Source organism: Shouchella hunanensis (assembly GCF_028735875.1).
GTDB classification, from domain to species: domain Bacteria; phylum Bacillota; class Bacilli; order Bacillales; family Bacillaceae_D; genus Shouchella; species Shouchella hunanensis.
This window is the reverse complement of the sequence record NZ_CP117834.1, coordinates 2,404,886-2,430,609: the sequence shown is the minus strand read 5'-3', so window position 1 is coordinate 2,430,609 and position 25,724 is coordinate 2,404,886. Positions and strand designations below refer to the sequence as shown.

The 25,724-nt window shown below is 39.8% G+C and carries 25 protein-coding genes; 8 read left to right on the top strand and 17 right to left on the bottom strand.

Annotated features, from left to right (window positions below; translation table 11 throughout):
* Positions 1–8: 8 nt before the first annotated feature.
* The 11 genes from PQ477_RS12320 to PQ477_RS12270 form a co-directional block, all read right to left on the bottom strand.
* On the bottom strand, positions 9–1,454 hold the full coding sequence (locus PQ477_RS12320) for an aldehyde dehydrogenase family protein (RefSeq protein ID WP_274272014.1): 1,446 nt from the start codon (positions 1,452–1,454) through the stop codon (positions 9–11).
* Entirely contained in the window at positions 1,451–2,275 is an 825-nt protein-coding gene (locus tag PQ477_RS12315) for a citryl-CoA lyase (protein WP_274272012.1), read from the bottom strand. Before PQ477_RS12315 ends, PQ477_RS12320 begins: the two co-directional genes overlap by 4 nt.
* 82 nt (positions 2,276–2,357) lie before the next feature.
* Positions 2,358–3,632 carry a TRAP transporter large permease gene (locus PQ477_RS12310; protein ID WP_060704869.1) on the bottom strand — a complete coding sequence of 425 codons (1,275 nt, stop codon included), beginning with the start codon at positions 3,630–3,632 and terminating at the stop codon, positions 2,358–2,360.
* A 12-nt stretch (positions 3,633–3,644) separates the two neighbouring features.
* On the bottom strand, positions 3,645–4,178 hold the full coding sequence (locus PQ477_RS12305; RefSeq protein WP_144558289.1) for a TRAP transporter small permease: 534 nt from the start codon (positions 4,176–4,178) through the stop codon (positions 3,645–3,647).
* An 8-nt stretch (positions 4,179–4,186) separates the two neighbouring features.
* Positions 4,187–5,194, bottom strand: a complete 1,008-nt coding sequence (locus tag PQ477_RS12300) for a TRAP transporter substrate-binding protein (protein WP_274272011.1) — start codon at positions 5,192–5,194, stop codon at positions 4,187–4,189.
* Between the two features lie 22 nt (positions 5,195–5,216).
* A complete protein-coding gene (locus PQ477_RS12295) occupies positions 5,217–6,266 on the bottom strand; it encodes a Gfo/Idh/MocA family protein (RefSeq protein ID WP_274272010.1) in 1,050 nt (349 codons plus the stop codon).
* 57 nt (positions 6,267–6,323) lie between these two features.
* The gene (locus PQ477_RS12290) at positions 6,324–7,025 is read right to left on the bottom strand and encodes a GntR family transcriptional regulator (protein WP_144558283.1); all 702 of its coding nucleotides are present in this window, start codon (positions 7,023–7,025) and stop codon (positions 6,324–6,326) included.
* Positions 7,026–7,262: 237 nt separating this feature from the next.
* Entirely contained in the window at positions 7,263–7,985 is a 723-nt protein-coding gene (locus tag PQ477_RS12285; protein WP_274272009.1) for an LTA synthase family protein, read from the bottom strand.
* A gap of 5 nt (positions 7,986–7,990) precedes the next feature.
* Positions 7,991–8,863 (bottom strand): ATP-binding cassette domain-containing protein, encoded by an 873-nt coding sequence (locus tag PQ477_RS12280; RefSeq protein WP_060704877.1) that lies wholly within the window; start codon positions 8,861–8,863, stop codon positions 7,991–7,993.
* Positions 8,864–8,867: 4 nt separating this feature from the next.
* Positions 8,868–9,242 (bottom strand): GntR family transcriptional regulator, encoded by a 375-nt coding sequence (locus PQ477_RS12275; protein WP_274272008.1) that lies wholly within the window; start codon positions 9,240–9,242, stop codon positions 8,868–8,870.
* 116 nt (positions 9,243–9,358) lie between these two features.
* Positions 9,359–10,621: an AAA family ATPase gene (locus PQ477_RS12270; RefSeq protein WP_274272007.1), complete on the bottom strand. Its 1,263-nt coding sequence runs from the start codon at positions 10,619–10,621 to the stop codon at positions 9,359–9,361.
* A gap of 188 nt (positions 10,622–10,809) precedes the next feature.
* Between PQ477_RS12270 and PQ477_RS12265 the strand changes: the two genes are divergently transcribed.
* From PQ477_RS12265 to bglS, 6 genes are all read left to right on the top strand, one after another.
* Positions 10,810–11,958, top strand: a complete 1,149-nt coding sequence (locus tag PQ477_RS12265) for an exo-beta-N-acetylmuramidase NamZ family protein (RefSeq protein ID WP_274272006.1) — start codon at positions 10,810–10,812, stop codon at positions 11,956–11,958.
* 79 nt (positions 11,959–12,037) lie between these two features.
* Positions 12,038–12,889, top strand: a complete 852-nt coding sequence (locus PQ477_RS12260; RefSeq protein ID WP_035393063.1) for a MurR/RpiR family transcriptional regulator — start codon at positions 12,038–12,040, stop codon at positions 12,887–12,889.
* Between the two features lie 162 nt (positions 12,890–13,051).
* On the top strand, positions 13,052–14,017 hold the full coding sequence (locus PQ477_RS12255) for an N-acetylglucosamine kinase (protein ID WP_274272005.1): 966 nt from the start codon (positions 13,052–13,054) through the stop codon (positions 14,015–14,017).
* A 246-nt stretch (positions 14,018–14,263) separates the two neighbouring features.
* Positions 14,264–15,682 carry a sodium/glutamate symporter gene (locus tag PQ477_RS12250; protein ID WP_144558274.1) on the top strand — a complete coding sequence of 473 codons (1,419 nt, stop codon included), beginning with the start codon at positions 14,264–14,266 and terminating at the stop codon, positions 15,680–15,682.
* 81 nt (positions 15,683–15,763) lie between these two features.
* On the top strand, positions 15,764–16,276 hold the full coding sequence (locus tag PQ477_RS12245) for a type 1 glutamine amidotransferase domain-containing protein (protein ID WP_035393066.1): 513 nt from the start codon (positions 15,764–15,766) through the stop codon (positions 16,274–16,276).
* A 109-nt stretch (positions 16,277–16,385) separates the two neighbouring features.
* Positions 16,386–17,144, top strand: coding sequence for a beta-glucanase (gene bglS, locus PQ477_RS12240; RefSeq protein ID WP_432813876.1), 759 nt, complete (start codon positions 16,386–16,388; stop codon positions 17,142–17,144).
* A 290-nt stretch (positions 17,145–17,434) separates the two neighbouring features.
* On the opposite strand, the gene PQ477_RS12235 is transcribed toward bglS, so the two are convergent.
* From PQ477_RS12235 to PQ477_RS12215, 5 genes are all read right to left on the bottom strand, one after another.
* Positions 17,435–18,442, bottom strand: a complete 1,008-nt coding sequence (locus PQ477_RS12235; protein ID WP_144558271.1) for a LacI family DNA-binding transcriptional regulator — start codon at positions 18,440–18,442, stop codon at positions 17,435–17,437.
* A gap of 21 nt (positions 18,443–18,463) precedes the next feature.
* Positions 18,464–19,078, bottom strand: coding sequence for a YesL family protein (locus PQ477_RS12230; protein ID WP_035393068.1), 615 nt, complete (start codon positions 19,076–19,078; stop codon positions 18,464–18,466).
* 50 nt (positions 19,079–19,128) lie between these two features.
* The gene (locus PQ477_RS12225) at positions 19,129–19,980 is read right to left on the bottom strand and encodes a carbohydrate ABC transporter permease (protein WP_035393069.1); all 852 of its coding nucleotides are present in this window, start codon (positions 19,978–19,980) and stop codon (positions 19,129–19,131) included.
* Between the two features lie 11 nt (positions 19,981–19,991).
* Complete coding sequence (locus PQ477_RS12220; protein ID WP_246117127.1) at positions 19,992–20,933, bottom strand: carbohydrate ABC transporter permease; 942 nt, start codon at positions 20,931–20,933, stop codon at positions 19,992–19,994.
* An 81-nt stretch (positions 20,934–21,014) separates the two neighbouring features.
* On the bottom strand, positions 21,015–22,322 hold the full coding sequence (locus PQ477_RS12215; protein ID WP_274272003.1) for an ABC transporter substrate-binding protein: 1,308 nt from the start codon (positions 22,320–22,322) through the stop codon (positions 21,015–21,017).
* Between the two features lie 424 nt (positions 22,323–22,746).
* Here PQ477_RS12215 and PQ477_RS12210 point away from each other — a divergent pair, with 424 nt between their 5' ends.
* Both PQ477_RS12210 and PQ477_RS12205 read left to right on the top strand, forming a co-directional pair.
* Positions 22,747–23,451 carry a DUF554 domain-containing protein gene (locus PQ477_RS12210; protein WP_035393081.1) on the top strand — a complete coding sequence of 235 codons (705 nt, stop codon included), beginning with the start codon at positions 22,747–22,749 and terminating at the stop codon, positions 23,449–23,451.
* A 594-nt stretch (positions 23,452–24,045) separates the two neighbouring features.
* The gene (locus PQ477_RS12205) at positions 24,046–24,750 is read left to right on the top strand and encodes a 3D domain-containing protein (RefSeq protein WP_274272002.1); all 705 of its coding nucleotides are present in this window, start codon (positions 24,046–24,048) and stop codon (positions 24,748–24,750) included.
* Positions 24,751–25,356: 606 nt separating this feature from the next.
* Here the strand turns inward: PQ477_RS12205 and PQ477_RS12200 are convergent.
* Positions 25,357–25,626, bottom strand: coding sequence for a hypothetical protein (locus PQ477_RS12200; protein ID WP_035393083.1), 270 nt, complete (start codon positions 25,624–25,626; stop codon positions 25,357–25,359).
* Positions 25,627–25,724 lie beyond the last annotated feature (98 nt).

The following is a 25,724-nucleotide window of genomic DNA, read 5'->3' as shown; positions in this document are numbered from 1 at the left end:
ATCTCTCCTTATAGTGTCAAAAAATCTTGTAGAACAACCATCTTCGTTTCGCTCATTTCTTCAATAGCAAAGCGGGGACCTTCCCGACCGATTCCACTCTGCTTGACCCCTCCATACGGCCAATGATCCAAACGGAAATTTGAGGTTCCATTTACAACGATCCCTCCCATATCGAGGGTTTGAACAACTTTTCTTACAACCGTTAATGACTGCGTAAACACACCTGCTTGCAAACCGAACGCTGACTCATTAACCTCATGAATGGCCCACTCTACGTCACGATAAGGAATTAAACTAACCACCGGACCAAAGACTTCTTGGCAAACCACTTTGTTCTCTTTCTTTGGATTGACAAGAATCGTTGGTTGTACCTGAGCTCCATTTGCAGACCCACCGCAGAGAATATTCGCACCGTCAGCAGCAGCCTCTTCTATCCAGCTCGTGATACGTTCAGCTGCTTCCTTTGATACTACACAGCCGATATCCGTTGCCTCATCACGAGGATCTCCTACATGAAGAGCTTCTGTTTTTTCTTTTACCTTTGCGCTAAATTCCTGAAAGACCGATTCATGTACATAGACACGCTGCACAGAAATACAACTTTGACCTGAGTTACTGAAAGCGGTTTTTGTTGCAAGCGTTGCTGCCCGCTCTATATCCGCATCTTCATGGACAATCGTGCCAGCGTTTCCACCAAGCTCTAATAACACTTTTTTCATCCCAGCTAGCTTACTAATTTGTTGGCCTGCAGGCACACCACCTGTGAAAGAAACAAGATTTGTTCGTGAGTCGGCAACAATTTTTTCGCCTACTTCTCTCCCACCGAGCACCAGTTGAATAGCTTTTGCCGGCATACCAGCTTCAATTAATAGCTCTACAAGTGCTTTCGCAATAAAAGGTGCTTGTGGTGCAGGTTTTAATACGGTTACGTTCCCTGCAGCAAAGCTTGGACCAATTTTATGGCAAATTAAATTTAACGGTGCGTTAAATGGCGTAATCGCTGCTATCACACCAACTGGCACACGAAATGTAAGTGCAGTCGAACCTTTCCCTCTTGAAGATGCGCCACCTGGAATTGTTTCACCAAACTGGCGCTTTGCTTCTTCTGCTGACTGAATGAGGGTTTCTATTGAACGCCCCACTTCATCTCGGGTATTTTTTAACGCTTTTCCTACTTCTAAAGAAATTAATTGGGCAAACGCTTCTTGACGCTCTTCCATTAACATTGCCGCTTTATAAAGAATGGCAGAGCGATCAATCGCTTCTAGTTTTTCCAACTCTTTTTTATATCGAAATGCCGATGCCAACGCTTCTTCTACACCTTGTTCATTTGTTTCATATTGATAGCCAATTACTTCATTTGAATAAGGGCTTCTTACTTCTAAACCTTGCCCTTCTTCGATTGCACCCCATTGTCCATCTATAAACGACTGTGCGGATTTCACTGCTATCATTCTCCTTCCTCCCTTACGCTCTTTCCTGTATAGCGTACAAGCGTTTCTTCATTTGGACACGGTCCTTTTATTAACGTCCCGTTTTGTAACTCCTCGTACGCATGAGCAACAATACCCATACCTCTTGATAAAGCAAAAATTCCTTTCGCTGCTTCAGCTGGTATGCCTAGCTCACACTGAATGGCTGCTGAAATACCATCAACGTTAATAGTGAAGCTACGTTTCTTTCGATCAGAAATGTGTAGACGGAAGTCTTCTAACAAGCGTAAATACACCCCTGAAATGTCACCTTCCTCAATCAGTAATTGAGATAATTCATAAAGTCGCTTCACCCTCGGATCATCATCATGCAATTGATGGCCAAAGCCTGGTAGTTTTTTTCCTGCTTGTAAAAGACGATCTAGCTGTTCGGTAACGCTCCCCCGTCCTTCGTCAATCGCCTCCTTCGTGGCATATAAGATGGCCATAGAATCTTCCACCGCACCACCATGTACATCTCCTAGCATATTTATCCCAGTTGCAACTGCTGAATTAAACGTAACGCCACATGTAGCTGCCATTCTCGCTGCTGCAATGGATGGCGCACGCGGACCATGATCAGAGCCTGCGACAAGAACGCTTTCAAATAATGCTGCTTTACGTTCGTTTAACTCTTCACCGACTAAAAGAAAATAGAGCATTTGGCTGTATGTCACGTTTCCAATTAAGTCTTCTACTCTCTTTCCTCTAATGATAATTTCGTTTTTCTTACTATCGCTAATCTCCGTTTCCCACCAAGCGCCGCCTTTTTTATACGTTTCTAATGCGCTCCGTCCTGCCATATCCACACAACCTTTTAACTAAATTTTTAGATTATACTTGTATACAAGTATAAGTGTATCATACCTTCTTCTTTTTGATCCACTATCGACCGAGTAAAAACAACGAGAGCTGCGGTATGAAAATAACAAGCAATAAATTGAAAATTAAAATACAGACAAAAGGTAGCGCCGCTTTTGATAGCGTGACAATTGAAAGGTTTGAGATACTCGACGCTACAAAAAGATTGACACCGATTGGCGGAGTAATAAAGCCAATTGCCAGATTTAAAACAACGAGCATGGCGAAATGAATCGGATCATAACCTAGCTCCATACCTACTGGCACAAGAAGAGGTGTAAATATGATGATCGCAGCTGTTGTATCCATTACGGTTCCAACTACTAACAACATCGCTGTAATTAACAGAATAATTATTAGTTGGTTATCTGAAATACTAAGAATACTAGAAGCAATTTGGCCTGGCATTTGTTCAATTGTCATCACTCGGCCAAACACTGTCGCTGCAGCTATAATAAAGAGTATGGTTGCCGTTGTTAGCGCTGAATTTCTTAAGATATCATAAAGTTGGTGCCATTTTAATTCTTTGTAAAGAAAGAATCCAGCCAATAAGCCATAGACAACAGCAACAGCAGCTGCCTCTGTTGGCGTAAAAAAGCCACTATAAATCCCACCCAGTATAATAAATGGGACGAGCAACGCCCATTTCGCATCCCAAAACGCTTTTCCTACTTCTTTTATAGAGAAGCCTTCCGTTGATCCCTTATACCCTTTTGCTTTTGCATAGAGAAACGAGTAGATTAATAAACTAATTGTGACGATAAGTCCTGGGATTACCGCCGCAATAAACAAATCTCCGACAGAAACACCACTTGTTACGCCATAGACAATTAACGGAATGCTCGGCGGCAATATGACACCAAGTGCACCGGCAGCAGCAATCAAGGCTGTCGCGAATCGCCTATCATACCCCATTTCAATCATTGCTGGAATCATAATCCCACCTACGGCGGCTACGGTTGCCGGTCCAGAACCAGAAATAGCGGAAAAGAACAGACACGTTATGACTGCAGCCATCGCAAATCCGCCTGTAAAGTTACCGACAAGGGTTTTTGCAAGCACAAATAGTCGTCGTGACAATCCTCCTTTAGCCATAAGTTCTCCAGCCAAAATAAAGAATGGTACAGCCATAATCGGAAATGAGTCTATCGCTGTAATAAAACTCTGAATAGCAAACTCAAACGGCATATTTCCGGCTACTAGTAAAGCGAGTAAAGATGCTAGGATGAGTGCAATGCCAATTGGAGCGCTTAAAGCGAGCAAACTTGCAAAACTACCAAATAAAACCACTGCCGTCACGATTATTGCCCCCTATTGTTCATTGTGAACCTCCTGATGGTTCCTTTTCTCATTCAGTGTGTATGGTCTAGCATGTAAGTAATGCTGAAATTCTGCCTTCATCTTTTGACTAATTCTTAAGCTTGTTAACACCATGCCTAGGGGCGCTGCCATGTAGACATACCCCATTTTTATTCCAAGACCCGGGGTCACTTGTCCAAGCCGAAAGATTTCAATACTCATCGCACCACCATAAACGATGATGAATATAGAGAATAGCAGAAAAAGACTATAGACAATGAAGCTTAAGATGACTTGCTTCTTCTCATTTAAAAACGACAAAATCGTGTCAATCCTTATATGCTTTTCCTGTTTGACACCATAGCTAACTCCAATAAAGACAAGGTAAATAAAGCTATAGCGAGCTAATTCCTCTGACCATCCTAAAGAGGTTCCTAAAACAAACCGCATAACAATCTGGAGAAAAATGGCTATCACCATTGTAGATAAAATAATCACCAACAGAACTTCTTCTACATGACGCTCAATTAACCGGAAGACCTTCATAGCCCCTCCTATTCCTGGCGGTCAGCTTGTAATGCTTGCTCAATACGCTGAACCCAACCATGATGATCTTCTTGATTTCCAAACCGTTCTCTAACTGGATGGCTCGCTTCAATCCAACGTTCTCGTTCTTTATCTGTTAATTCAGAGATCGTAATACCTTTCTCTTCCAGATAAGTACGACTTACGCGTGCTTCTTCTTGATTTGCTAAACGTTGAGCGGTTTGTACTTCGTCTGCAACTTCTTCAATGGCTTGTCTTTCTTGAGGCGTAAGCATCTCCCAAAACGCTTCACTGACCATAAAAGGGCTGGCATTGTAGATATGATTGGTCATCGTTAAGTATTGCTGAACCTCATAAAAATGACTGTTTACAACGTTTCCAATTGGATTTTCCTGCCCTGCAATCGTCCCTTGCTCTAAGCCAATGTACAATTCGCTATAATTCATCGGTGTTGGATTAGCACCTAACTCACTCCAAATTTGCATATGCCACTGATTTTCAAGTGTACGAAGGTCTAGTCCTTTTACGTCTTCTAACTCCTTAATCTCCTTTACATTGTTCGTCAATACTCTGAATCCGTTTTCAAAATAGTTAATACCTACTACCTTTTGCGCTTTTAACTCGAGTAAAAGCTCTTCGCCGATTGGACCATCTAGTAATTCATACGCTTCACTTTCGTTTTCAAACAAAAAGGGTAGCTCTAACACATTAAACATTGGTGCAAATTGTGCAATTGGACCCGTTGACATAGTTGCTGCTTGAATGGTGTTAAATTGCATCCCTTCAAATAACTCTCGATCACCACCTATTTGGCTATTTGTATAAACCTCTACATGAATGGACCCGTCTGTTTCTTCCTCTAAGCGGTCAGCAAATTGATAGAGTGCTTGACTTAAAGAACGATCTTCAGGTGTTGTGTTGGCAATTCGCATCATCTTTGGCTCTTCAGCATGACCAGCTACACTGCACGCAGCCAGAGGAATGAAGCAGCTGACTAACAACAATTGACGTTTCATACCTGTTCCCCCTTCTAACGGACTACTTTATTACCGTATTCGTAAGGATATTCACTTTTCTTTCTTCTTTAATCGATAAATGCATTGCTTCAATTACTTCCAACGTTTTTACTCCGTCTTCACCAGGAACCCGCGCTTGTTCAATCCCTTTTATAACAAGGATAAAGTGCTTAAGCTCTTCGACAATAGGATCAACGCACTGGTCTATTGTCAATGTTTCTTCAACTAATGCATGCTCCCACCCATACGCTGACTCATCATATCGATACGTACGCATGCTAGGAAAGGCGATGCTTCCTTTCGTTCCAAAAAAGTAATAGCAATCTTCCTTGTAAAATGGATATTTGCTATTTTCTCTCATTGTAAACTCATACGACCAAGGAGCCGGAACACCATCTGTTAAAAAGTAATTGACGGTCGCACCTGTATGTAAATGCAATATGGCCGATACCGAGTCTTCTACATGGTTGCCACGTATTAGACTTTTAGCCATCGCGTAAACGCTTTCAACTTCTCCGCCAGTAACATATCGTAAATTATCAATATCATGTATACCGTTAATTAGTAACGGACCGCCGCCTTCATTCAATCGCCATTTCTCATCATAGTAAGGCCGATCTTTTGCTAATGCCCACATAAGGTTTACACCAATAAGGTCTCCGATTTTCTTTTTTTGAAGGGTTTGTTTCAAAAGATTTATTTTGCTCGAATAACGACGATGATGGCCTACTAGCAGTTTCACCTTCTTTTTCTTGCAATACTGAACCATTTCAACACCTTGATCAGTTGAGTCAGCTATCGGTTTTTCCACTAGGCAATGTACACCTGCATCTGCACAATGCTTTACAGCTTCATGATGTAGTTGATTCGGTAATGTAATGATAGCCCCGTCTATCAATTCTTCTTTGATTAACCATTTATAATCTTCGTATAACGGAACATTTAAACAAGTTGCACGTTGCTTCGCCAGAGCATCATTGCCAGCTACCGCAACTAAAGAAACCCCTTTCATTTTTACGATTGCCTCAGCAAATTGAAAACCATGATTCAATCCAAATACAGCTAATTTCAATTTTCTTACACCACCATCCAATACTAGTATACAAGTATATGTAAAAAGGAAACCCAACTATGATTGGGCATTAAAATAGTCTGGATATTTCCTCATAATATCATCGTAATAATTGGAAACGTTTCGCAAATGGTTTACTAATAGCTTCTCCACTTCTAAAACGTTGTTTTGCTCAATTAATGTGACAAGCTGGTCATGGTCATCAATAATTCGATCCATTTCTCGCGTCTCAAAAAATTCAAGATAACGCATTCGATTCACATGTCCCCGCACTTGACGAACAATGGTTGTTAACGTTTGATTCCCACATATGTCCAGCACCTTGTCATGGAAGACTTCGTCGTACTGATAAAAATCATCCACTTGATCGTTTTCAGCAGCATAACGTTGCTCAGCTATGATCGCTATCAAGTCTTTTTTGGCAGCTTTATAGATGTGACTGCTACTATCCCAAAGGGTTGCCACTTCTTTAAAGGCTGTCACTTCTAAACTCTCTCGAACGCGATAAGAGTCCTGTACTTTTTTCTTTGAAATATATTGAACTTGAATGCCTTTCTGTGGCTTAATAGCAAGAAATTCTTCAGATGCGAGCAAATGAATCGCTTCTCTTACAGGTGTCCTACTAATGCCTAATTCCTTGGCAATGTCATTTTCATAAATCATTTGCCCAGGCTTGTATTTCAGCGTAATAATGTCTTTATAAAGGTAATGATAGGCTTCACTAGCTAACGTCTTTCGTTCAACAGATAATCTTTTCATTATATTCAACTCACTATTTGTCCTGAATAATCTAAATTATATATGGGTACTAGTATACATGTCAATAGATAGAATCTCTTCCTCTGTACTACATGACGTTATCATTAGACACTTATTAGCAGTTCATGACCATTACGGGTGCATTTTTCACTGTCAGTAAGCTGTCTCTCATACACTTTTTAACCCACATAACAATCCCCCTTGTAAACAAACGTTACAAAGGGGGGTTCTTTACCTTTATTTCAATTTAATAGGTGTGCGTTTTACAATGAGATAAACAAAGTAGAACACAATGGTCGTTAAAACAACCGTTCCAACTAGTAGAAGAGCAGGCAAGTGATCCATTAAAGAACTAGACCACATAAATTGATTCAGCCCTAAGAATCCGATAGCAAGCACAATAAATAGTAAGCCAATGACCCATCCGTACCGATAAAAGCCTACACTGATAAACCAGCCTACTCCATAATACAACAAGAGCTGTAAGACAAAAAAGAGCATAAACAAAACAGTTGAGTCAAGGAATTGGAGCCCCTCTGAAAAAATATCAATTGTTATCGTAATGGATTGACTGTCATTGACTATAGTTGTTCCATCGGTTCGATCTGAAATAAATGCTTGATTTCCAACTACCAATGCCTCTATTAAAGAGAACAGTTTTACTGAAATTACCATTGTGCCAGCTAACAAAATGGCAGCGACAAGCGTACTTCTATAGTACCTTTTTCGTGTTTGACCAAGCTGATAATAGTAGCCTAAAAACGCATATGCCGAAATAATCCCAAGAACGAGCATAAAAATTCTTGAGGGTCCAAATGAAAGCAGTGTGAACTGCTGGATTGTTCCTCCAAAATAAGAAGCTAAAAATAGCAATGCGCCTTGAAACAATAGTACAAATAGCAAAAACCATGAAAACCACTTAAATTGTTCTTGATAAAGGACTTTTGTCAATTGATTCATTCTAGTCACCCTCTTTCTGCAGTTAAAGCGATAAATAAATCTTGTAAAGGCATTTGACTAATCGCTATATTTTGCTTAACACATTGTTCACGGACTTGCTCTCCTAATTCCCCAAAGACAGAAACGGCTTTTGTTGGACCTAGTACTTGTTCCCTTATGACCTTCAATCCCTTTGTCACATTGGATACGGCTTCCGCATCTCCTGTCAGTGTATTCCCTTTCTCCACTGCCGTTTGATAGGATTCATCGAGAGAGAATTGACCATTTTCCAAGATTTTCACTTCATCAAACAAATGCTCCATTTCCGAAACAAGATGAGTGGATACAATAAACATTCTAGGAAATCGCTCTTGTTCGTCTAACAGTTCACTGTAAAAAAGTGTTCGTGAAGGCGCATCCATCCCAAGGTAGACTTCATCAAAAATCGTAACAGGTACACGACTGGCAAGCCCTAAAATCGCTTGGATAACGGCTTCATTTCCTTTTGATAATTTGTTCATTCGTTTTGATGTTTTCAAGTTGAATTTTTGTGCTAGTTCATTGGCATAATCCAAGTCAAAATGTTTACGAAATTGCTTAGCCTTTTTAAATAAATCCTCTACTTTTGAGTGATCCATTTCGCGATCTAAATCATTTCGCTGATAGAATAATCCAATTCCCGAAATAGCGTCTTGGTTTTCAAATAGGGGCTTACCGTTAAATAAAATCATACCTTCTTTTGCTTCTTGAGCACCTGCCAGCAAAGAAAGGAGCGTTGTTTTCCCTACACCATTTCTTCCCAATAGACCGTAAATTTTCCCCTCTTCGAACTGGCTAGATACGTTCGTTAAGATCTGCGTTTTTCCATAAGAGAAGCAAAGGTTTTCAATCGTAATCATTTTTTCACAACTCCTCTTTCTTTATTTCTTTTACATATTGAATAATTTCTTCTTCACTAATGCCTAAATGATTGGCCTCTTGCACCATTTTAAGAATATATTTATCAACAAAATCTAACTTACGGCTATAAAGCAATTTTTCTTTCGCTCCTTCTGAAACAAACATACCAATGCCTCGCTTTTTGAAAAGAATGTTCTCATCGACTAACATGTTCACTCCCTTTGCAACCGTAACGTGATTCAAGCCGTAAAATTTCACAAGTTGATTGGTTGACGGGGCTTGCATCCCTTCTTTTAGTTGGTCGTTTACGATTTGGTCCTCTATTAACGCTTTAATTTGCAAATAAAGTGGTTTATCGCTATTTGTTAGATGATTCATTTGCACCTCCATAATCGATATATGGTTATATAGTTATGTATATAACCGTATCAGCATAAATGTGACATGTCAACAAAAAAATGCTTTGGCTCATTTATGCCAAAGCATTGTATCTTTTAATAAAATCCTAATTGACCATCTTCCTCTTGCCACTTACCCGTCTTACTCTTCTTATGATCTTCTTTCATCCGCTTGATCAAACGGTAGAGATCAACGGTTCCTTTTTGGTGGCTTTCTAGTGCACAACTTACAAAAAGCTCATTTAATTGAGCAAAAGAAAAACCTTCAGAATGCTTGATCACTGCAGCAATTTCCTCTGGTGACAAGAGTTTGTCGAACTTCTTCTCGTGAACATACTGTTCTCTCAGTGATTCATCCGGGAGCGCAAATTCGTATCCTCGGTCAAATCGGCCAGCGCGATTCATCAATCCCGGATCAATTTCTTCGGGATAATTTGTTGTCCCAATTAAGAATATGCCTTCTTTAGATGTAGCCCCGTCTAAAGTATTAAGGAAATAGGAACGAACTCCATCTGGCATAGAATCGATATCTTCAATAATTAATATAATAGGAGCTAAACGATTCGCCATTTGAAATACTTGCGCAATGGACTCACTAGACGTGAACTCTGTAATTTGCCAGTAAGCAGCTGGGGCATCTACAGTATGAGCAATGGACTTTGCTAAAGTTGTTTTTCCATTTCCTGGAGGTCCGTAAAGTAAAATGCCGCGTTTATAAGGAATCTGATAGGTTTCAAAAAAGGATCGATCTTCTTCAAAGAAACAATCGAGCATTTGATAAATTTCTTCCTTTATCTCGTGTTTCAATAACACATCTTCCCGCTTTACTCGCTTTGTGATTGGTTGATGCTCATGATTAAGACCATCCATTCCATCTGTAAAAATGAGCAGCTCGTTACGACTCTTTTGCCATAATCGTCCTTTTATTGTTTCTAAAAAACGTTCCATAGCGAGTGAGCTTGTAGCAAAAACACATTCCACATTTGTTAAATGTGCGCCATCCATTATTGGAATTTGTGCAAAAGCAATGCCTTGATTACGATAGGCATACACGTTATTGCTTAACGCCTGCTTCACTTTATAAATTGGTTCATCACCTTCTGAATCATAAGTAAACGAGTAACGCTCCATTTTTTCAACAATCATCGCTACATGCTCCAACTGATCGTGATTCGTCATGAGATCCTCTTCAAACAGAGACCATAATTCAAAATGATATTCATTTATTGTGAATACCTCATAGGTTTCATTGTATGTAGATTCTAACCGATCTAATATGCCTTTTACTGTCATTGATAAAGCTGAGTAACCAGATGCACTCTGATTGTTTTCATTTTTAAATGAAATAATAGATTCCATTCTAACCTCTCCGATCATTTCGCATGAATACAGTACTACTATACATTGTCTTACTCTCTTACGTCACTTTAATTTTATAAATGATGAAGCGATTAGCTGCATAGATTAGAAAGAGAGAGTATGGATACCAGGATGATTGTTTACTTTTAGATAGGGAATACACGTTAAAACGCTATGGAGGGATACAAATGAAACTCGGCTTAGATTGTTTTCTTGAAAAGGATTATTCATTAGTTGAAAAAAAACGGGTTGGTCTTCTATCCAATCTAACAGGAGTGAATCAATCGCTACAACCGACGATCGACCTTCTTTATCAACACTCAAAAGTAAACCTGGTCTCTCTTTTCGCTCCAGAACACGGCATTCGGGGAGATGCAAAAGAAGGCGAGCACATTGAGTTTAGCATTGACCCTCATACTGGTTTACCAGTCTATAGCCTCTACGGTCAAACTCGAAAACCCACTCCTGAAATGCTTGAAGACATTGATGTCGTTCTTTTTGATTTACAAGATATTGGTTCTCGCTATTACACGTACATTTATTCAATGGCTTATATGATGGAGGCTTGTCAGGAACACAATAAAACCTTTATTGTACTCGATCGACCAAATCCAGTTGGTGGTCTTAATGTTGAAGGCAATCTAGTTGAAGAAGCTTTTCAATCCTTTGTAGGTCTTTTGCCTATCCCTAATCGTCACGGCATGACCGTTGGTGAACTTGCCTTATTATTTAAGCATGAGTTTGGTTACCAATGCGACCTTCATATTGTAAAAATGGAAGGTTGGTCACGAGATATGCTTCACAACGATACAGGATACGCTTGGGTACCACCTTCACCAAATGCTCCAAGCCTTGACATGGCTCTCCTTTACCCAGGAACCTGCTTGATTGAGGGCACAAACTTATCAGAAGGCAGAGGAACAGTTAAACCTTTTGAACAATTCGGTGCGCCATTTATAAATGGATTTGAACTTGCTCAAGCGATAAATCATCTTCGGCTACCGGGAGTCATTGCCAGACAAGCCTCCTTTGTTCCAACCTATCAAAAGTATAATGGTGCACAATGTCATGGGGTTCAACTTCATTTAACCGATACGAGTCTCTATGAACCCTTTTCAAGCGGAATTAAAATCATCCAACTCATCGCTGAGCGTTACCCTGAGCATTTCAGTTTTACTAAGCCTACAAATGGTCATTATATGTTTGATCTCCTTGCCGGTACCGACACCTTACGGAAAGCCATACGAGACGGAGATCTTACATCCTTTTTCGCTACAAGTAAAAAACAATCCAAAGCGTTCTTAAAACAACGAAGTCACTACCTTCTCTATTCCTAAGTCCTCAGCGATTGTATGCTTCCTCAATCAAAATTTAGTATACTAGAGGCATCAGTTAAAATAGAAAGAGTTGATTTTAATGGCCTTTATGACCGGCGGTCTAGTCATGCTTACCGAAATGCGTTCATCCCTTCCACCATCCGAGAAAAAAATTGCCAATTACATGATTCAACATCCAAAAGAAGTCATTTCACTTACAGCAAATGAAATTGGGAAACGAAGCGATACTAGTGGCGCCGCTGTCATCCGTTTATGTAAATCATTAGGGCTAAAAGGATTACCTGATTTAAAGCTTCGAATTGCCGGTGATCTTCAGAAAACAAAGGAGTCTGGTTTACGTGATATTGAACCGAACGAATCGGCTGCTTCCATAATTGATAAAATGACAACCAACACCATCCAGACAATTCAAGAAACTGCAGAACTTCTTGACACACATCAGCTTGAAAAGGCTGTTCAAACATTAAGGAAAGCACGTAAGATTCATTTTTTTGGAATCGGTGCTTCGAGCATCATTGCTCAAGATGCCATGCAAAAATTGCTCCGCATCGACAAGACCGCACACGCCTTTTCCGACCTTCATATGGCGGCAACACTCGTTTCTACAGGCGATGAGCAAGACGTCGCTGTGGGAATTTCTTTTTCAGGTCAAACAAGAGAAGTAAAACAGTTTCTTGAGATTGCTAATTCGAGAGGAATGACGACGATTAGTTTATGTAAATACGGACAATCGATTGTTTCTGAGCAAGCAGACATTCCTTTGTATACATCTGCCACAAAGGAACCAACATTTCGAAGCGGAGCCACCTCTTCAAGAATTGCGCAACTGCAAGTCATTGATATTCTCTTTATGTGTGTTGCTTCTCATCAATATGAAAAGACAGTGACCCACTTACATGAAACCCGAGCAGCCATTGAATTTTTACGCTAGGAATGAGTAGACCCCATTCCCTTTTTAGTTGTACCATGCAGCCTGGATTGGTAATCACATCGATCTGGGCTTTTATGTTCTCTGCTTTGCTTGAACGCTAATGGATTACACCCTCATCACTTCCCCAAGACACTTACTAAAAGAAGAGAAAGGATGATGGTCATGTATTATATTGGAATTGATGGTGGTGGCACGAAAACAGTAGCAGTTTTAAGTACTTCAAAGGGTCATATTTTAGCGTATCAACAAACTGCTGCCACAAATCCTAATCGAGTTGGACTGGATAGATGCCTAATGAGGTTACATGATTTGCTTACTGATTTGAAAACACAGCATCCCACCGCCTATGCCAACGTCCGTTCGATCTACTGTGGCGTAGCTGGGGGTAGTTCTTCGACTTATCAGCAAGCGATAATAGCCTCAATACGCCCTGCTTTACCAGAACATAGTTTTATTACCGTTCATCATGACGCGATTGCAGCACTTTATTCCGCCACACTTGGGCAACCAGGAATCATTCACATTTCAGGAACTGGTTCTGTCACTTACGCAATTGATGCATCGGGGAATGAGCACCGTTTAGGTGGCTGGGGTTATTTGCTAGGGGATGAAGGTAGTGGATTTGCCATTGGTCGTTCAGCCATCCGTGCAGCTTTGACTCACAAAGAAAGGAATACACCACTACAAAAGCTAATTCTCCAACACTTTTCAGCAGATGTGATCGAGAACGTTATTCCTGCAGTGTATCAAGAGAATGGTCGCGATGCAGTTGCTCAGCTTTGTCCGTTCGTCTTTCAAGCCTTTGAGGAAGGAGATCCCCTAGCAGAAGACATTATCGTGGACTCAGCAAATGGGATTGCCATACAACTTGTTTCTCTTATAAACAGAATCAACAACCATGGGGATGGGACGATCGTTTTAGCAGGGGGTGTCATGAATCAAACGGCTATTGTCTCGATGATTAAGTGTGCGCTGTCAAAGGAAACCTCTTCTTGGTCCATTTTAACACCTACCGTTCCACCAGTGATTGGGGCCCTAATTGCCGCAATCAAGCCCTACGAAAAAGTAACTAAAGCTGTCGAAACCAACGCGTTACGTTTCCTAAAGCAAGAAACTGACTACAAGTAACCACTGCATAATCGCCCTTTTTCCCACTATCTACCCTATGAAACAACGTATCTACCTCCAGTATTCGACGCATCTAGATGAAATAAATTTTCTGTGAATGTTCGTTCTCTTTAATGGCGTATAGGTTTTCCTGCCATCCATTAAGGGTAAAAAACATCCTTAGCGGGCTTTAAAATCACGCCTCCTTTTTTTCACGAATTAAGAGCATTTTTTGGAGCTAATTTTTTCAGTATAGGAGATATGTACATGACTATTGAGGTTATCGGAATGGCCATTGTCATTATAGCGATCATGCTCGTAATCGGAAAGTGGATACGGCTGAAGGTACCTTTGTTTCAATCTTTATTTCTTCCTAGTTCGTTAATCGGTGGTTTTTTAGCCCTCATAATAGGACCGGAAGTCATTGGGCGTTTTGGGGGAGATTTTCTTAGTGACGGTGGATTATTTACAGCTTCTATTGTTGATATTTGGGGAGAGCTTCCTGGCCTATTAATAAATGTCGTCTTTGCCTCTTTGTTTATTGGCTTTGTATTACCAAAACCAAAAGAAATTTGGCAAACTGGTGGACCTCAAATCGCTTTAGGTTATACCATGTCTTGGGCACATTATGTGATTGGACTTTTACTTGCTATTACGATCCTCACGCCACTTTTCGGCCTTAATCCAGCAGCAGGGGCCTTAATTGAAATTAGCTTTGTTGGAGGTCACGGTACAGCAGCTGGCTTATCGGGAACCTTTGCTGACATCGGCTTTGAAGAAGGCTATGACCTCGCTATTGGTTTAGCTACCATTGGCATGCTTTCAGGGGTACTATTTGGAATGGTATTAGTAAATTGGGCAGCTCGTAAAGGAAAAACAACAACCCTTGATCACCCAAAGGATATTTCTGTTGATCAAAAGAGTGGTGTCATTGAAGAACATAATCGGGAAGCTTCCGGTATCCAAACAACGTCTCCAGTTTCTATTGAACCGTTAGCTCTTCACCTTGGCTTTATTGCCATTGCCATTTTTATTGGCTATACCATTCTCGAAGCATTCGTTTGGCTCGAAGATGTAACGTATGGACAAGCATTTGACATTTACCTATTTGATTATGTTCCTTTATTTCCCATGGCCATGATTGGGGGCATCATTCTACAGGTATTTCTAGCTAAATTTGATAAACGAAAATTAGTCGATCGCAAGACCATATCACGTATTCAAGGACTTGCACTTGATCTCTTAATTATTAGTGCGATTGCCTCTCTCTCGTTAACGGTCATCGGCGATCATATCGTCCCGTTTATCTTATTGGCGCTGGCCGGCATTATTAGTAATATTGTTTTCTTTCTTTGGCTAGGCCCTAAAATGATCCCAACCTATTGGTTTGAACGAGGGATCGGTGACTTTGGACAAGGTATGGGTGTTGCCGCAACCGGTATTATGCTCATGCGAATTGTTGACCCTGAAAATAAAACACCAGCCCTTGATGCATTCGGCTACAAGCAAATTCTTTTTGAACCAATGGTGGGAGGCGGTCTCGTTACGGCAGCAGCTATTCCACTCATTATTCAGTTCGGTTCCGTTCCTGTGCTCATCGCCGCTATCATTCTTATGATTGCCTTTTGGTGCTTAGGCGTCTTCCATACAGGCAAAATGAAGCCTTCAGACAAAGACCCTGACTAATTTTTTCAGAAATTGATGTTTTTAACAATCCCATTCGGGTACACAATAAGTAGACAAGATTTAGTGAGGAGTGATTGTTTTATGGCAAAAGTAGCAGTACTTGTTACAGATATGGTAGAAGAGGTTGAATTAACAGACCCAGTCAAAGCGTATGAAGAAGCTGGTCATTCGGTTACGTTACTTAACTCAAATGAAGACAGCAAAATTACTGGTAAAAACGGTGAGACATTTAAAACCGATAAAAACGTGAGTGATGTGAAGCCAGAAGACTTTGACGCATTGCTTGTGCCAGGTGGGTTTTCTCCAGATATGCTTCGGGCAGATCCTAAGAATGCTGAATTCGCCGCACACTTTATGAAAGAGGAAAAGCCAGTCTTTGCTATTTGTCATGGACCACAGTTTCTCGTTGATACAGATTTATTAAAAGGACACGAAGTAACAAGTTTTGTTTCGGTTCGAAAAGATTTAGAAAACGCAGGCGCTACTGTTGTTGATAAAGAAGTAGTCGTCTCACGTCATTTAGTAACGAGTCGAGTTCCGGATGATATTCCGGCATTTAACAAAGAATCTCTTAACTTGTTGGATCAATTATAAGCGTAAGAATCGAGTCTCCAATGCCTATTCTGGTTTTGGAGGCTTTTTTTACTCATATTCTGTTTAGCCACTCCGTACACTGATTGAGTGTCACTATTTTATTGAGAGGATGATCCGTATGAAGCACTACTTCGTCAGTTTATTTTTCATTTTTTGTTGTTTCCTTCTTCTTCCACCTACAAATGCAACTGCTCAGCAACAAGGGTTGTTTACTGTTTTTAACCAACATGATCAACACTATTGGCAAATGTCAAACGGTTGGCGAAATAACGATCCATTTTTCGGCTGCCACTGGCGGGCAGATCGAGTCAATTTCCCTAACGGGCAGTTGGAACTATCCATTCGAAGTAACACTTCTTTGCCTGCACCCTATTCTTATGAATGCGCCGAGTACACCACTCACGACTTTTATGGCTATGGTTTATACGAAGTATCAATGAAACCATCCAATGTGTCTGGCATGATTTCTTCTTTCTTCACCTATACAGGTCCATCGTATAATGGGGATCCGTGGGATGAGATTGACATTGAATTTTTAGGAAAAGATACAACAAAAGTGCAATTTAACTATTACACGAACGGCGTTGGAAACAACGAAATCTTGCACGATTTAGGCTTTGATGCCTCCCAAGATTTTCATACGTACGCATTTGATTGGCAACCACATTCCATCACGTGGTATGTCAATGGGGTGCCAATTGCGACCAGAACGGAAAACATCCCAACTACACCAGGAAAAATAATGATGAATTTATGGAACACATACGGAATTGACGAATGGGCAGGTAGGTATACAGGTGAAGCTACCCAAGCAACGTACGAATGGGTTCGCTATACGCCAAGTACATCTGCGCTAGACGCTAATTAAATAGCTGTCATGGAACTGATGCGAGCGGTGCAATACCTTGGCTATACGGTGTTAGATTCTGGAATCGTCTAACAATGTCAATCTCTTCTACTTACAATGCCCTTCCAGTACCGTTTCTGCAGTAGATGGAAGCTTCGGCTCGACTTCAGAGTGACAAGTGGTACCATAAACGATCTAGCAACAAGCGGATGGGAGCATTATGAGTGGATTGGAACACCGTCACTATAAGAAGACATGCACATTATTCTCATAGAATGCCAACCTAAAAGAATATTGGTCCGAGAACGTTTTTACTTTCGCTCTCTACAAGAGCGTCTCGTAACGAGTGATACAGGAATTTTCACCGACATATGCGCTTTCTTTTTATTTGCCATTTGGTCCATAATTAATGTTGCGGCTGTTTTACCAATCAATTTCGTATCTTGTCGTATCGTCGTCAAGGCTGGATGCACGTATTCTGCAATTTGGATATCGTCGAATCCGACAATGGAGATATCATCTGGAATGGTTAAACCCGCATCGTAAATCGCTGCCATCGCTCCAATTGCCATTAAATCCCCTGCTACAAATACGGCTGTTGGAGTGTCTTTTGCAGCGAGCAATCTTTCCATTGCCGCTTTACCTCCCTCGTATGTAAAATAGCCGCCATCCACAATGTACTCATCTGGAATAAACAAATCGTGTTTTTTCATCGTTTGTTTATAACCTTGAAGCCGTTCCTCCCCTACATAAAGCTTTTTGTGACCAGAAATGTGGGCAATCTTTTCATGACCTAGTGAAATAAGATGATCCACAGCTAATTCAGCACCGTGAAAGTTATCACTATAGACCACGCTGACCCCTCGTGTATCTAGGTCAATGACAACAGATGGTATATCGGAATCGATTAATTTTTGAAGTTCTGGTGTATGACTCGAACAAACAACAACAACGCCGTCAACACCACGATACATGAAGTGATCTAAATACGATCGCTTTTCTTTACCAATTTTCCTTGATGCGAATAATAAATCATAGCCTTCAATTTCAACCGTTTTCTTGAAGTTTTCAATAACTGCATTAAAAAAAGGATGCTCAAGACCATTTCCAGCATCTTCGACAAATACAACCCCAATCGTCCATGATTTCTTAGTTGAAAGAGAACGAGCATTTGAACTCGGTAAATAGCCTAATTCTGTTACGGCTTCATTAATAATTTTTTTTGTTTTTTCACTTACGTCACTTCGTTTATTTAATACTTTAGAAACGGTACTAATAGAGAATCCCGTTTTCTTTGCGATGTCGTATATCGTTATCATTGCTTCTCCTTCCTACCTTTTTCACGGGACAGGGGTATCTTTTTTATATAGATTAAAAGTTGAAAAATTAATGCTCATTATTACATAAGCGAAGACACTTACGCCAATAAGTAAAAATGCTTTTGGATAAAACAGTGCAACCAACACATACGCAATGAGCCAAAAAAGTTGCAAACATGATTTAAATGGATGCGCAAACACCATTCCAAAAGCAAGCTTAAGATAATGAAAGAGACGATGATCAAAGTGGGCCATAACGGAAAATAAATTGACAAATGTCATGACCGCTACTGCGGTGATGCTAAAAATGACTACATACAAAAAGAAATGAATAGACGCCTCATAAAAGTATGAAACGAACTGATAGTTTACATAGATAATATAGAACACTACTAAAAACAGTGCACCATATAGATTTGCCCGTATAAACGATTCTTTATAAAATGTTAAAAAGCTTTTCAGTAGAGGTAGTTCTTTTCTTCCACTATTCCATTCTCTCATCATCCTAAAAAGCGCAACAGTAGCTGGCATAAAACCGAAAACACCGAGTCCTAGTAAAACAAAAACGCACCATAACACATTTAATGCGACGAATGCATAGATACGTTCTGCCACTTTTATTATTATACTTGTCAACGCTTTTCACCTCCATTAGCGAGGCTGACAAGTAGCCAGCCTCACACAACTTAACTTTTAACGGCACCTTCAGACAAGCTTTGAATAAACAAGCGATTAAAGAGTAGAAAGACGATTAGTAACGGAACCGTCGCCCAAAATGTTCCTGACATTAACATACCATAATCTAATTGACGGGCATCATTTAATGAACGAAGCGCTACTTGTAGCGTCTGCATAGATGGATCTCTCAGTACTACTAACGGCCAGAGGAAATCATTCCACACAGTCATAAACACAATAATACCTAATGTTGCAAATGCTGGTAACACGGTCGGTACTACAATATTCCAGTAAGTACGAAAATGCGAGCAACCGTCAATTCGAGCCGCTTCAATAATTTCAAACGGTACGGCTTCCTTAATATACTGCCTCATCCAAAAGATCCCAAATGCATTAATAAGCCCTGGAATAATAATGGCTCTAAAGTCATTCAACCATCCTAAGGACGTAATAATATAATACTGCGGAATTAATCCAAGTTGCGGTGGTACCATCATCGTAACTAATATAGCTGTAAAGAGAAATGCTTTCCCTTTGAATTCAAGCTTTGCAAATGTGTACCCAGCGAGAGAACACAATAGCAACGTCCCAAGCGTAACAGTTGTGGCGACAAAAAAACTATTCCACATGGCACCAAAGAAATCAATATTGTTCAGGACCTTTTGAAAGTTCGATACTAAATCCGCCCCCGGTGTAAAAGGAGGTGGCACTTGATTAATTTCACGATTAATACGGGTCGCCATAACGAACATATAATAAAATGGAAACAAAGACGCAAGTGAACCAGCAATTAAAAATAGATAAACAAACAGCTTTTGAACAGAAAACTTCTTTTTTCCATGATTCTTTTCCTTTCCCATTGCCTAACCTCCTATCCGACTTTTTTAGACCGTCCCATTCGACTTGTAATAAGTAAGTTCACAACCGTTAACACAATAATGATAAAGAATAAAGCAATTGCCGCTGCAGAAGCAGTGCCAAACGAATTATAGACAAACGCATCGCGCCATAAGTAAGCAACCATTGTAATACCTTCTTCTCTTAAATTACGACCAAGGAAGATAAGTGGCTCAGTAAATAATTGTAAGCTTCCGATGGTTGCAGTGAAAACGACAAATAACGTAATTGGTTTTAACATTGGCAATGTAATCAATCGAATTTGCTGACTAATTGTTGCTCCGTCAATTTTGGCAGCTTCGTATAATTCTTTCGGTATACTTTGCATACCTGCTAAAAAGATAATCGTGTTGTACCCTACCCAACGCCAGAACACCATAGTTGCAATCGCTATTTTCACTGGCCAATATTCCGCGTTCCACCTGATTGGTTCAATATCAGCCAAGCTTAAAAGATAGTTCACAAAACCAAAAGGCTGGTTGTTAAAAACGACTCCAAAAATAATCGCTACTGCGACGACAGAGGTAATGTACGGTAGAAAAATAATCGTTCGAAACGTATTTCTGAATTTTATTAACGCAGAATTTAAGGCAAATGCAATTAATATAGCAAAGATAATTTGGGGTAGCGTTCCTAATAGTCCAATAATAAAGGTATTTAAAATGGAAGAGTAAAAAACAGGATCATTGAAAATAAATTGAAAATTCGCTAGACCCACATACGTCATCTCTCCAAGTCCATCCCACCGGAAAAAAGCTAAGTAGAAGCTAAACACCATCGGAAAAAGCCCAAAAATTAAAAACAAAATAAAAAATGGTGAAACAAAGAAGTACGCAGCTAATGCTGTACGTCTTTTCTCTCGATTACCTTTTGGCTTTTTACTTGGGTCTATTTGAGTTGATTGAGCTGCCTTCAACGTTAAACCTCCCTACTGGTTTTTTAAGAGTAGTAAAAAGGATGACTCATTAACATGAGAGCCACCCTAAAATCGCAACGATTAACGGGCTAAAATACGATCTATCGTATCTAAAGAAGCCGACCATTCTTCATCGCGATCATCACCAGCAGATACGTTATCTAATGCTTCTTTTATGACATCATCAATCGAATAATAGTTGCGTCCTTTATAAACCGGAATAACTTGCTGAGCTGCTTCTGAGAATACTTGTGCCGTTGGAATTCCTCCGAAATATGAATCTTCATAATTAATGAATTCGTCCATTTCATACACCGCTGGGGCTGAAGGGAACAGTCCATAATCCAAAAATGATTTTAGTTGCTGCTCTGGAGCTGTTAACCACGAAATAAACGCATATGCTTCTTCTGCATGCTCAGATTCACTTGGAATCGTCAAAAACGATCCTCCCCAGTTTCCTGCACCTTCTGGCATCGTTGTAATCGACCACACACCTTCTTCAGGGCTGTTGTCTTTAATCACCCCTTGCATCCAAGCTGGAGCAAGCATCGTTGCATAAGAACCATCAGCCATACCTGCAAACCACTCTGGTGTCCATAGCGGAATATCTCCTGCTAAGTCTTGATCAAAGAAATCAGCTGTATAGTTATAAGCTTCACGTATCTCTGGATGATCATCTATAATTAATTCTTCATCAGTATTGAAGTATTGCTGGGAAGCTTGGTCTCTTCTCGCATTGTAAATAAGCTCACCTGCATCTGTCATAAGCTTTCCAGTTTCCTCATAGATTTGCAAAGCCACTTCTTCATAAGCATCCCACGTTGGAATTAATTCAGAAACAGCTTCAGGAGAAGAGTCAAAACCTGCCTCTTCAAACACGTCTGTACGATAAAACATAACGGTCGGACCAATGTCAGTTGGCAAACCAAACACAAAATCACCAGATGCATTTTCACTATTGTTCCAGACCCAGTCTAAAAATTCATCTTGGACATCTCCAGCACCTAGGTCATACAAGTTGTTGAATGAATCTTCCGCTGTACGGTAGCGTTCAATTTGCGCTTCCTCGATCATCGCAATATCAGGTGCGCCAGTATCAGCAGAAATCGATGTAAACAAATTATCATGCATATCATTCATATCGCTATTTTGAAGATTAATGGTAATATCTGGATTTTCTTCTACATATTCCTCAATTAATTTATCGTAGCCAGTATTTCCAAACTCCCAAAAAACCAATTCAATATCCCCTGAGCCGATCGTTTCGCTCGTTGTTTCTCCTTCTACACTTTCACTACTACTGCCATCATCACCGTCTGAACCACCACAAGCTGCTAATAAAGTTACTGATAATAAAGGTGCTGCGCTGTACATTAACCATTTTTTCATTGCCATTTCCCCCTCTATTCATTGATTGATTACTGTATAAAAGACCGTCAGAAAGCGCTTTCGGAAAAGAGTTTTAATTAAGCGCTTACAATGAAAGTCTATCTACAGCCGTGAAACTACTTAATAAGTAATAATCGCTGTAAAACTTTTACGAAACCGCTTTCGTAAATAATTATATAGGGCAGGTTTCTATTTAGCAATATCTTTTTTATCCGAACGTTCGGAATGACCATGGCCAATCATAAAAACTGTTGATTGCAGGAGAGATTTTTTTATTCAGTTACAGTAAACGCATCTTCTAGTGTTCCAAAAAATTGCCCTTCATTCTACTAATTAACTGAATACTCTTTAGCATTCAGAATCACTTTAACATGCTAAACGAATTTGCTATAATGAAGCATTGCTAGATGGAATGAGGCGTGAAATGTTATTAGGAACGATTATTAATGCAGCAGCCATTGCTGTTGCTTCATTAATTGGTGTACGAATTCGAAACGTACCCGAGGATATAAGTAAGCTCGTTATGCAAGCACTCTCTCTTGCTTTAATTGTCATTGGGATTCAAATGGCTGTAACAGGGGAGAATTTCCTTATTATCATTATAAGCTTGACAAGTGGGGCATTACTCGGTTGCTGGCTCCAAATTGATGAACGTTTAAATCAGCTCGGTCAATGGTTAGGTACTAAAATTGGTAAAAACAGCCAAGGTAATGTAGCTCAAGCTTTTGTTAGCTCTACACTTATTTTTGCAACAGGAGCAATGGCTATTATTGGACCACTTGAAGCAGCACTTCGAGGTGACCATAGTTTATTATTTACAAAGTCGTCTATTGATGGCTTTTCTGCGCTTATTATCTCTTCAACATTAGGGATCGGCGTATTATTTGCAGCCATTCCTGTATTTCTTTATCAAGCTAGTATTACGTTGTTGGCCAATCAAATCGATGCTTTTGTACCTGATATGCTAATGGATATGATTATCGCAGAGATTACTTGTATTGGAGGTATTCTCATACTTGCAATAGGGCTTAATCTATTAAACGTCATTAATGTTAAAATTGCTAACTTGCTCCCAAGTCTTGTTATCGTTGTCGTTCTAGTTGTTTCTTTTCAACGGTTTCTTATGTAAGGATCGAACACAATTCTTCTGAGTTGTGTTTTTTTTGCCTTTTTAGTAAGAAGACGCGTAACAAAGGGTATTCCCCACTTTCATCCACAGTCATTTTTCAAGACTGTTTCGTTTACTCTTCACTCTCGCTTATTTCCTTTTTCTTCATTAATAGTCTCACATGCATTTCTGTAACCTCATCATTACTACGTTCATTTTTACTTTTTTATCGTATAAACACGCCTCGATTAAATCGTTTTTGTGGCATACTCTTCTTTTTGCCAGTTTAAGTCGAAATCACACGTTCCCATGACTTTTATCCTGTAATATCTATGTAATATCAGGTTTTGTCGAACACGCTGAACGTCCTACTGCTAGTATAGTTCCCAGTACAAATACGGATAATCCCTGTACCTATGCGGATTACAGTCATTTTACAAGTTCATTACTTCGCGGAAAATGGGTTGAAAGAGTTATCTATGTTCTGTATAGTTTGATCTTGCGAGAGACATTCCGCATAAAAATGGAATTACACACAAGAACGACTCATCTTACACATTTTCATAGTTCCATTACTTGGGGATGAATACTACATTATAAGGGGAGTTTTACAGTATGAAAAAATTAGTAACGTCACTTGCTGTCTTAGGATCAATACTTGTTGCCACTCCAGCATTTGCATATGAAGTCAAAAGCGGAGACACACTGAGTCAGATTGCTAACAAGCATCAAACAGACGTACAAAATATAGTAGAATTAAATCCAGACATTTACGATAAGAACTTAATCTTTATCGGCCAACAATTAACAATGCCTGGTGAAGGTGAACAAAGTCAAGTGAAAGGTGAAATTCAATCAAATGAATCTGCACCTCAAACCGCTTCAAATGAACCAGCTACAGCTGAGTCAACGGATTCAGAATCGACTAGTGCTTCAAGTGAGACAAGTTCTTCAGAAGCGTCAAATGAAACAACTGAAACAACGAATTCAACTGAATCTGCTAGTTCTGAGCCGACACAATCAGAAGGCACAACAACAATGAGTGTGGAAGCTACGGCTTATACTGCATTTTGTGAGGGGTGCTCTGGGGTAACGGCTACTGGCATTGATTTAAGAGCGAATCCGAATCAAAAAGTCATTGCTGTTGATCCAAACGTCATTCCACTTGGTAGCAAAGTATATGTAGAAGGCTATGGAGAAGCGATTGCTGGTGACACTGGTGGCGCAATTAATGGAAACAAAATTGACCTCTTTATGCCTGAACGTCAAGATGCATTAAACTTCGGTCGTCAAAACGTAACGATCCACGTTTATGAATAAATCATCACAAAAAGCTAGCCTGTGTAAGGGCTAGCTTTTTTTATACAAACAATCTTTTTCAGTGAAACAAAAAAAGCAATCACATAAGACTGTAATTGCTTCTATATCTTAATAATCAACGCCATTAATAGTCGTTACTTTCCAGCGTTCAGCATTCGAGTAAAGATGATTGTTCAGTTTACTTGCCAAAGATTGCGCGGCAACAGGATCAATAAAAACCTTATCTAGTTGGCTGTTCGTGTCTTTAAGGGTTTCTGTTGCCCGTTTAACATTCGTATAATTTTATACAATGTACGGGACCTCCCTACTATTTATTCAGCCGATAGTAATTGCTGTATCTACATTGTGGCACACAACTAGAAAAAAAGACAGTATATTTTAAAAATAATTAACTTTTATACCCTTTTTGTTCCTTTTTTAAACAAGATAGCGGACAATTCGCATGTCAACGAATAGGTTGACGCTAAAATAAGACTTTAGAACGAACAGATATCTAGATGAGTAACGCTTTAATGCGGGAGCGTTCTCCGCCAATTCTTCGCAGATGAAAAGGTCATCCAAGCGCCCATTCAAACCAATTATGAAACGACTTCTTTGTTTACCTTTTTATTCTTCCAAGAAATAGTCATAGGTTTGAATCTTTTCGAACGTTTGCGTATCAAGGTTCCACTGTAGCACAATGATTTCATTGTAGCTGGTGTGTATAATGATTTTATCCTCCCCTAATGATAGCACTTGATCTTCATTTGCGAATGTTTCAATTTGCTGAGGGAACTCAGAACTAGAGTCAGCCCCTCCATTACCAAAGCCGAGTACAAGTAAAATCAAACAAACTAAAATGGCCGTTAAAAGGCCTCGATTTCCATTTTCCTTCACTCTATTTCTCCCCTTTCACTACTTACTATAATAGATTAGCTCGCACCTGTAACGATCTTTAATTAAACAAAATACCCCAACAAAATCATTGGGGTACC

Bases quoted from the DNA above. Each gene is read 5' to 3' on its own strand.
- PQ477_RS12315 (WP_274272012.1), bottom strand. From the start codon at position 2,275: ATGGCAGGACGGAGCGCATTAGAAACGTATAAAAAAGGCGGCGCTTGG.
- PQ477_RS12270 (WP_274272007.1), bottom strand. From the start codon at position 10,621: ATGGAATCTATTATTTCATTTAAAAATGAAAACAATCAGAGTGCATCT.
- PQ477_RS12255 (WP_274272005.1), top strand. From the start codon at position 13,052: ATGTATTATATTGGAATTGATGGTGGTGGCACGAAAACAGTAGCAGTT.
- PQ477_RS12285 (WP_274272009.1), bottom strand. From the start codon at position 7,985: ATGAATCAATTGACAAAAGTCCTTTATCAAGAACAATTTAAGTGGTTT.
- PQ477_RS12210 (WP_035393081.1), top strand. From the start codon at position 22,747: ATGTTATTAGGAACGATTATTAATGCAGCAGCCATTGCTGTTGCTTCA.
- PQ477_RS12320 (WP_274272014.1), bottom strand. From the start codon at position 1,454: ATGATAGCAGTGAAATCCGCACAGTCGTTTATAGATGGACAATGGGGT.
- PQ477_RS12245 (WP_035393066.1), top strand. From the start codon at position 15,764: ATGGCAAAAGTAGCAGTACTTGTTACAGATATGGTAGAAGAGGTTGAA.
- PQ477_RS12250 (WP_144558274.1), top strand. From the start codon at position 14,264: ATGACTATTGAGGTTATCGGAATGGCCATTGTCATTATAGCGATCATG.
- PQ477_RS12305 (WP_144558289.1), bottom strand. From the start codon at position 4,178: ATGAAGGTCTTCCGGTTAATTGAGCGTCATGTAGAAGAAGTTCTGTTG.
- bglS (WP_432813876.1), top strand. From the start codon at position 16,386: ATGATCCGTATGAAGCACTACTTCGTCAGTTTATTTTTCATTTTTTGT.
- PQ477_RS12290 (WP_144558283.1), bottom strand. From the start codon at position 7,025: ATGAAAAGATTATCTGTTGAACGAAAGACGTTAGCTAGTGAAGCCTAT.
- PQ477_RS12260 (WP_035393063.1), top strand. From the start codon at position 12,038: ATGGCCTTTATGACCGGCGGTCTAGTCATGCTTACCGAAATGCGTTCA.
- PQ477_RS12235 (WP_144558271.1), bottom strand. From the start codon at position 18,442: ATGATAACGATATACGACATCGCAAAGAAAACGGGATTCTCTATTAGT.
- PQ477_RS12265 (WP_274272006.1), top strand. From the start codon at position 10,810: ATGAAACTCGGCTTAGATTGTTTTCTTGAAAAGGATTATTCATTAGTT.
- PQ477_RS12280 (WP_060704877.1), bottom strand. From the start codon at position 8,863: ATGATTACGATTGAAAACCTTTGCTTCTCTTATGGAAAAACGCAGATC.
- PQ477_RS12205 (WP_274272002.1), top strand. From the start codon at position 24,046: ATGAAAAAATTAGTAACGTCACTTGCTGTCTTAGGATCAATACTTGTT.
- PQ477_RS12215 (WP_274272003.1), bottom strand. From the start codon at position 22,322: ATGAAAAAATGGTTAATGTACAGCGCAGCACCTTTATTATCAGTAACT.
- PQ477_RS12300 (WP_274272011.1), bottom strand. From the start codon at position 5,194: ATGAAACGTCAATTGTTGTTAGTCAGCTGCTTCATTCCTCTGGCTGCG.
- PQ477_RS12275 (WP_274272008.1), bottom strand. From the start codon at position 9,242: ATGAATCATCTAACAAATAGCGATAAACCACTTTATTTGCAAATTAAA.
- PQ477_RS12225 (WP_035393069.1), bottom strand. From the start codon at position 19,980: ATGGGAAAGGAAAAGAATCATGGAAAAAAGAAGTTTTCTGTTCAAAAG.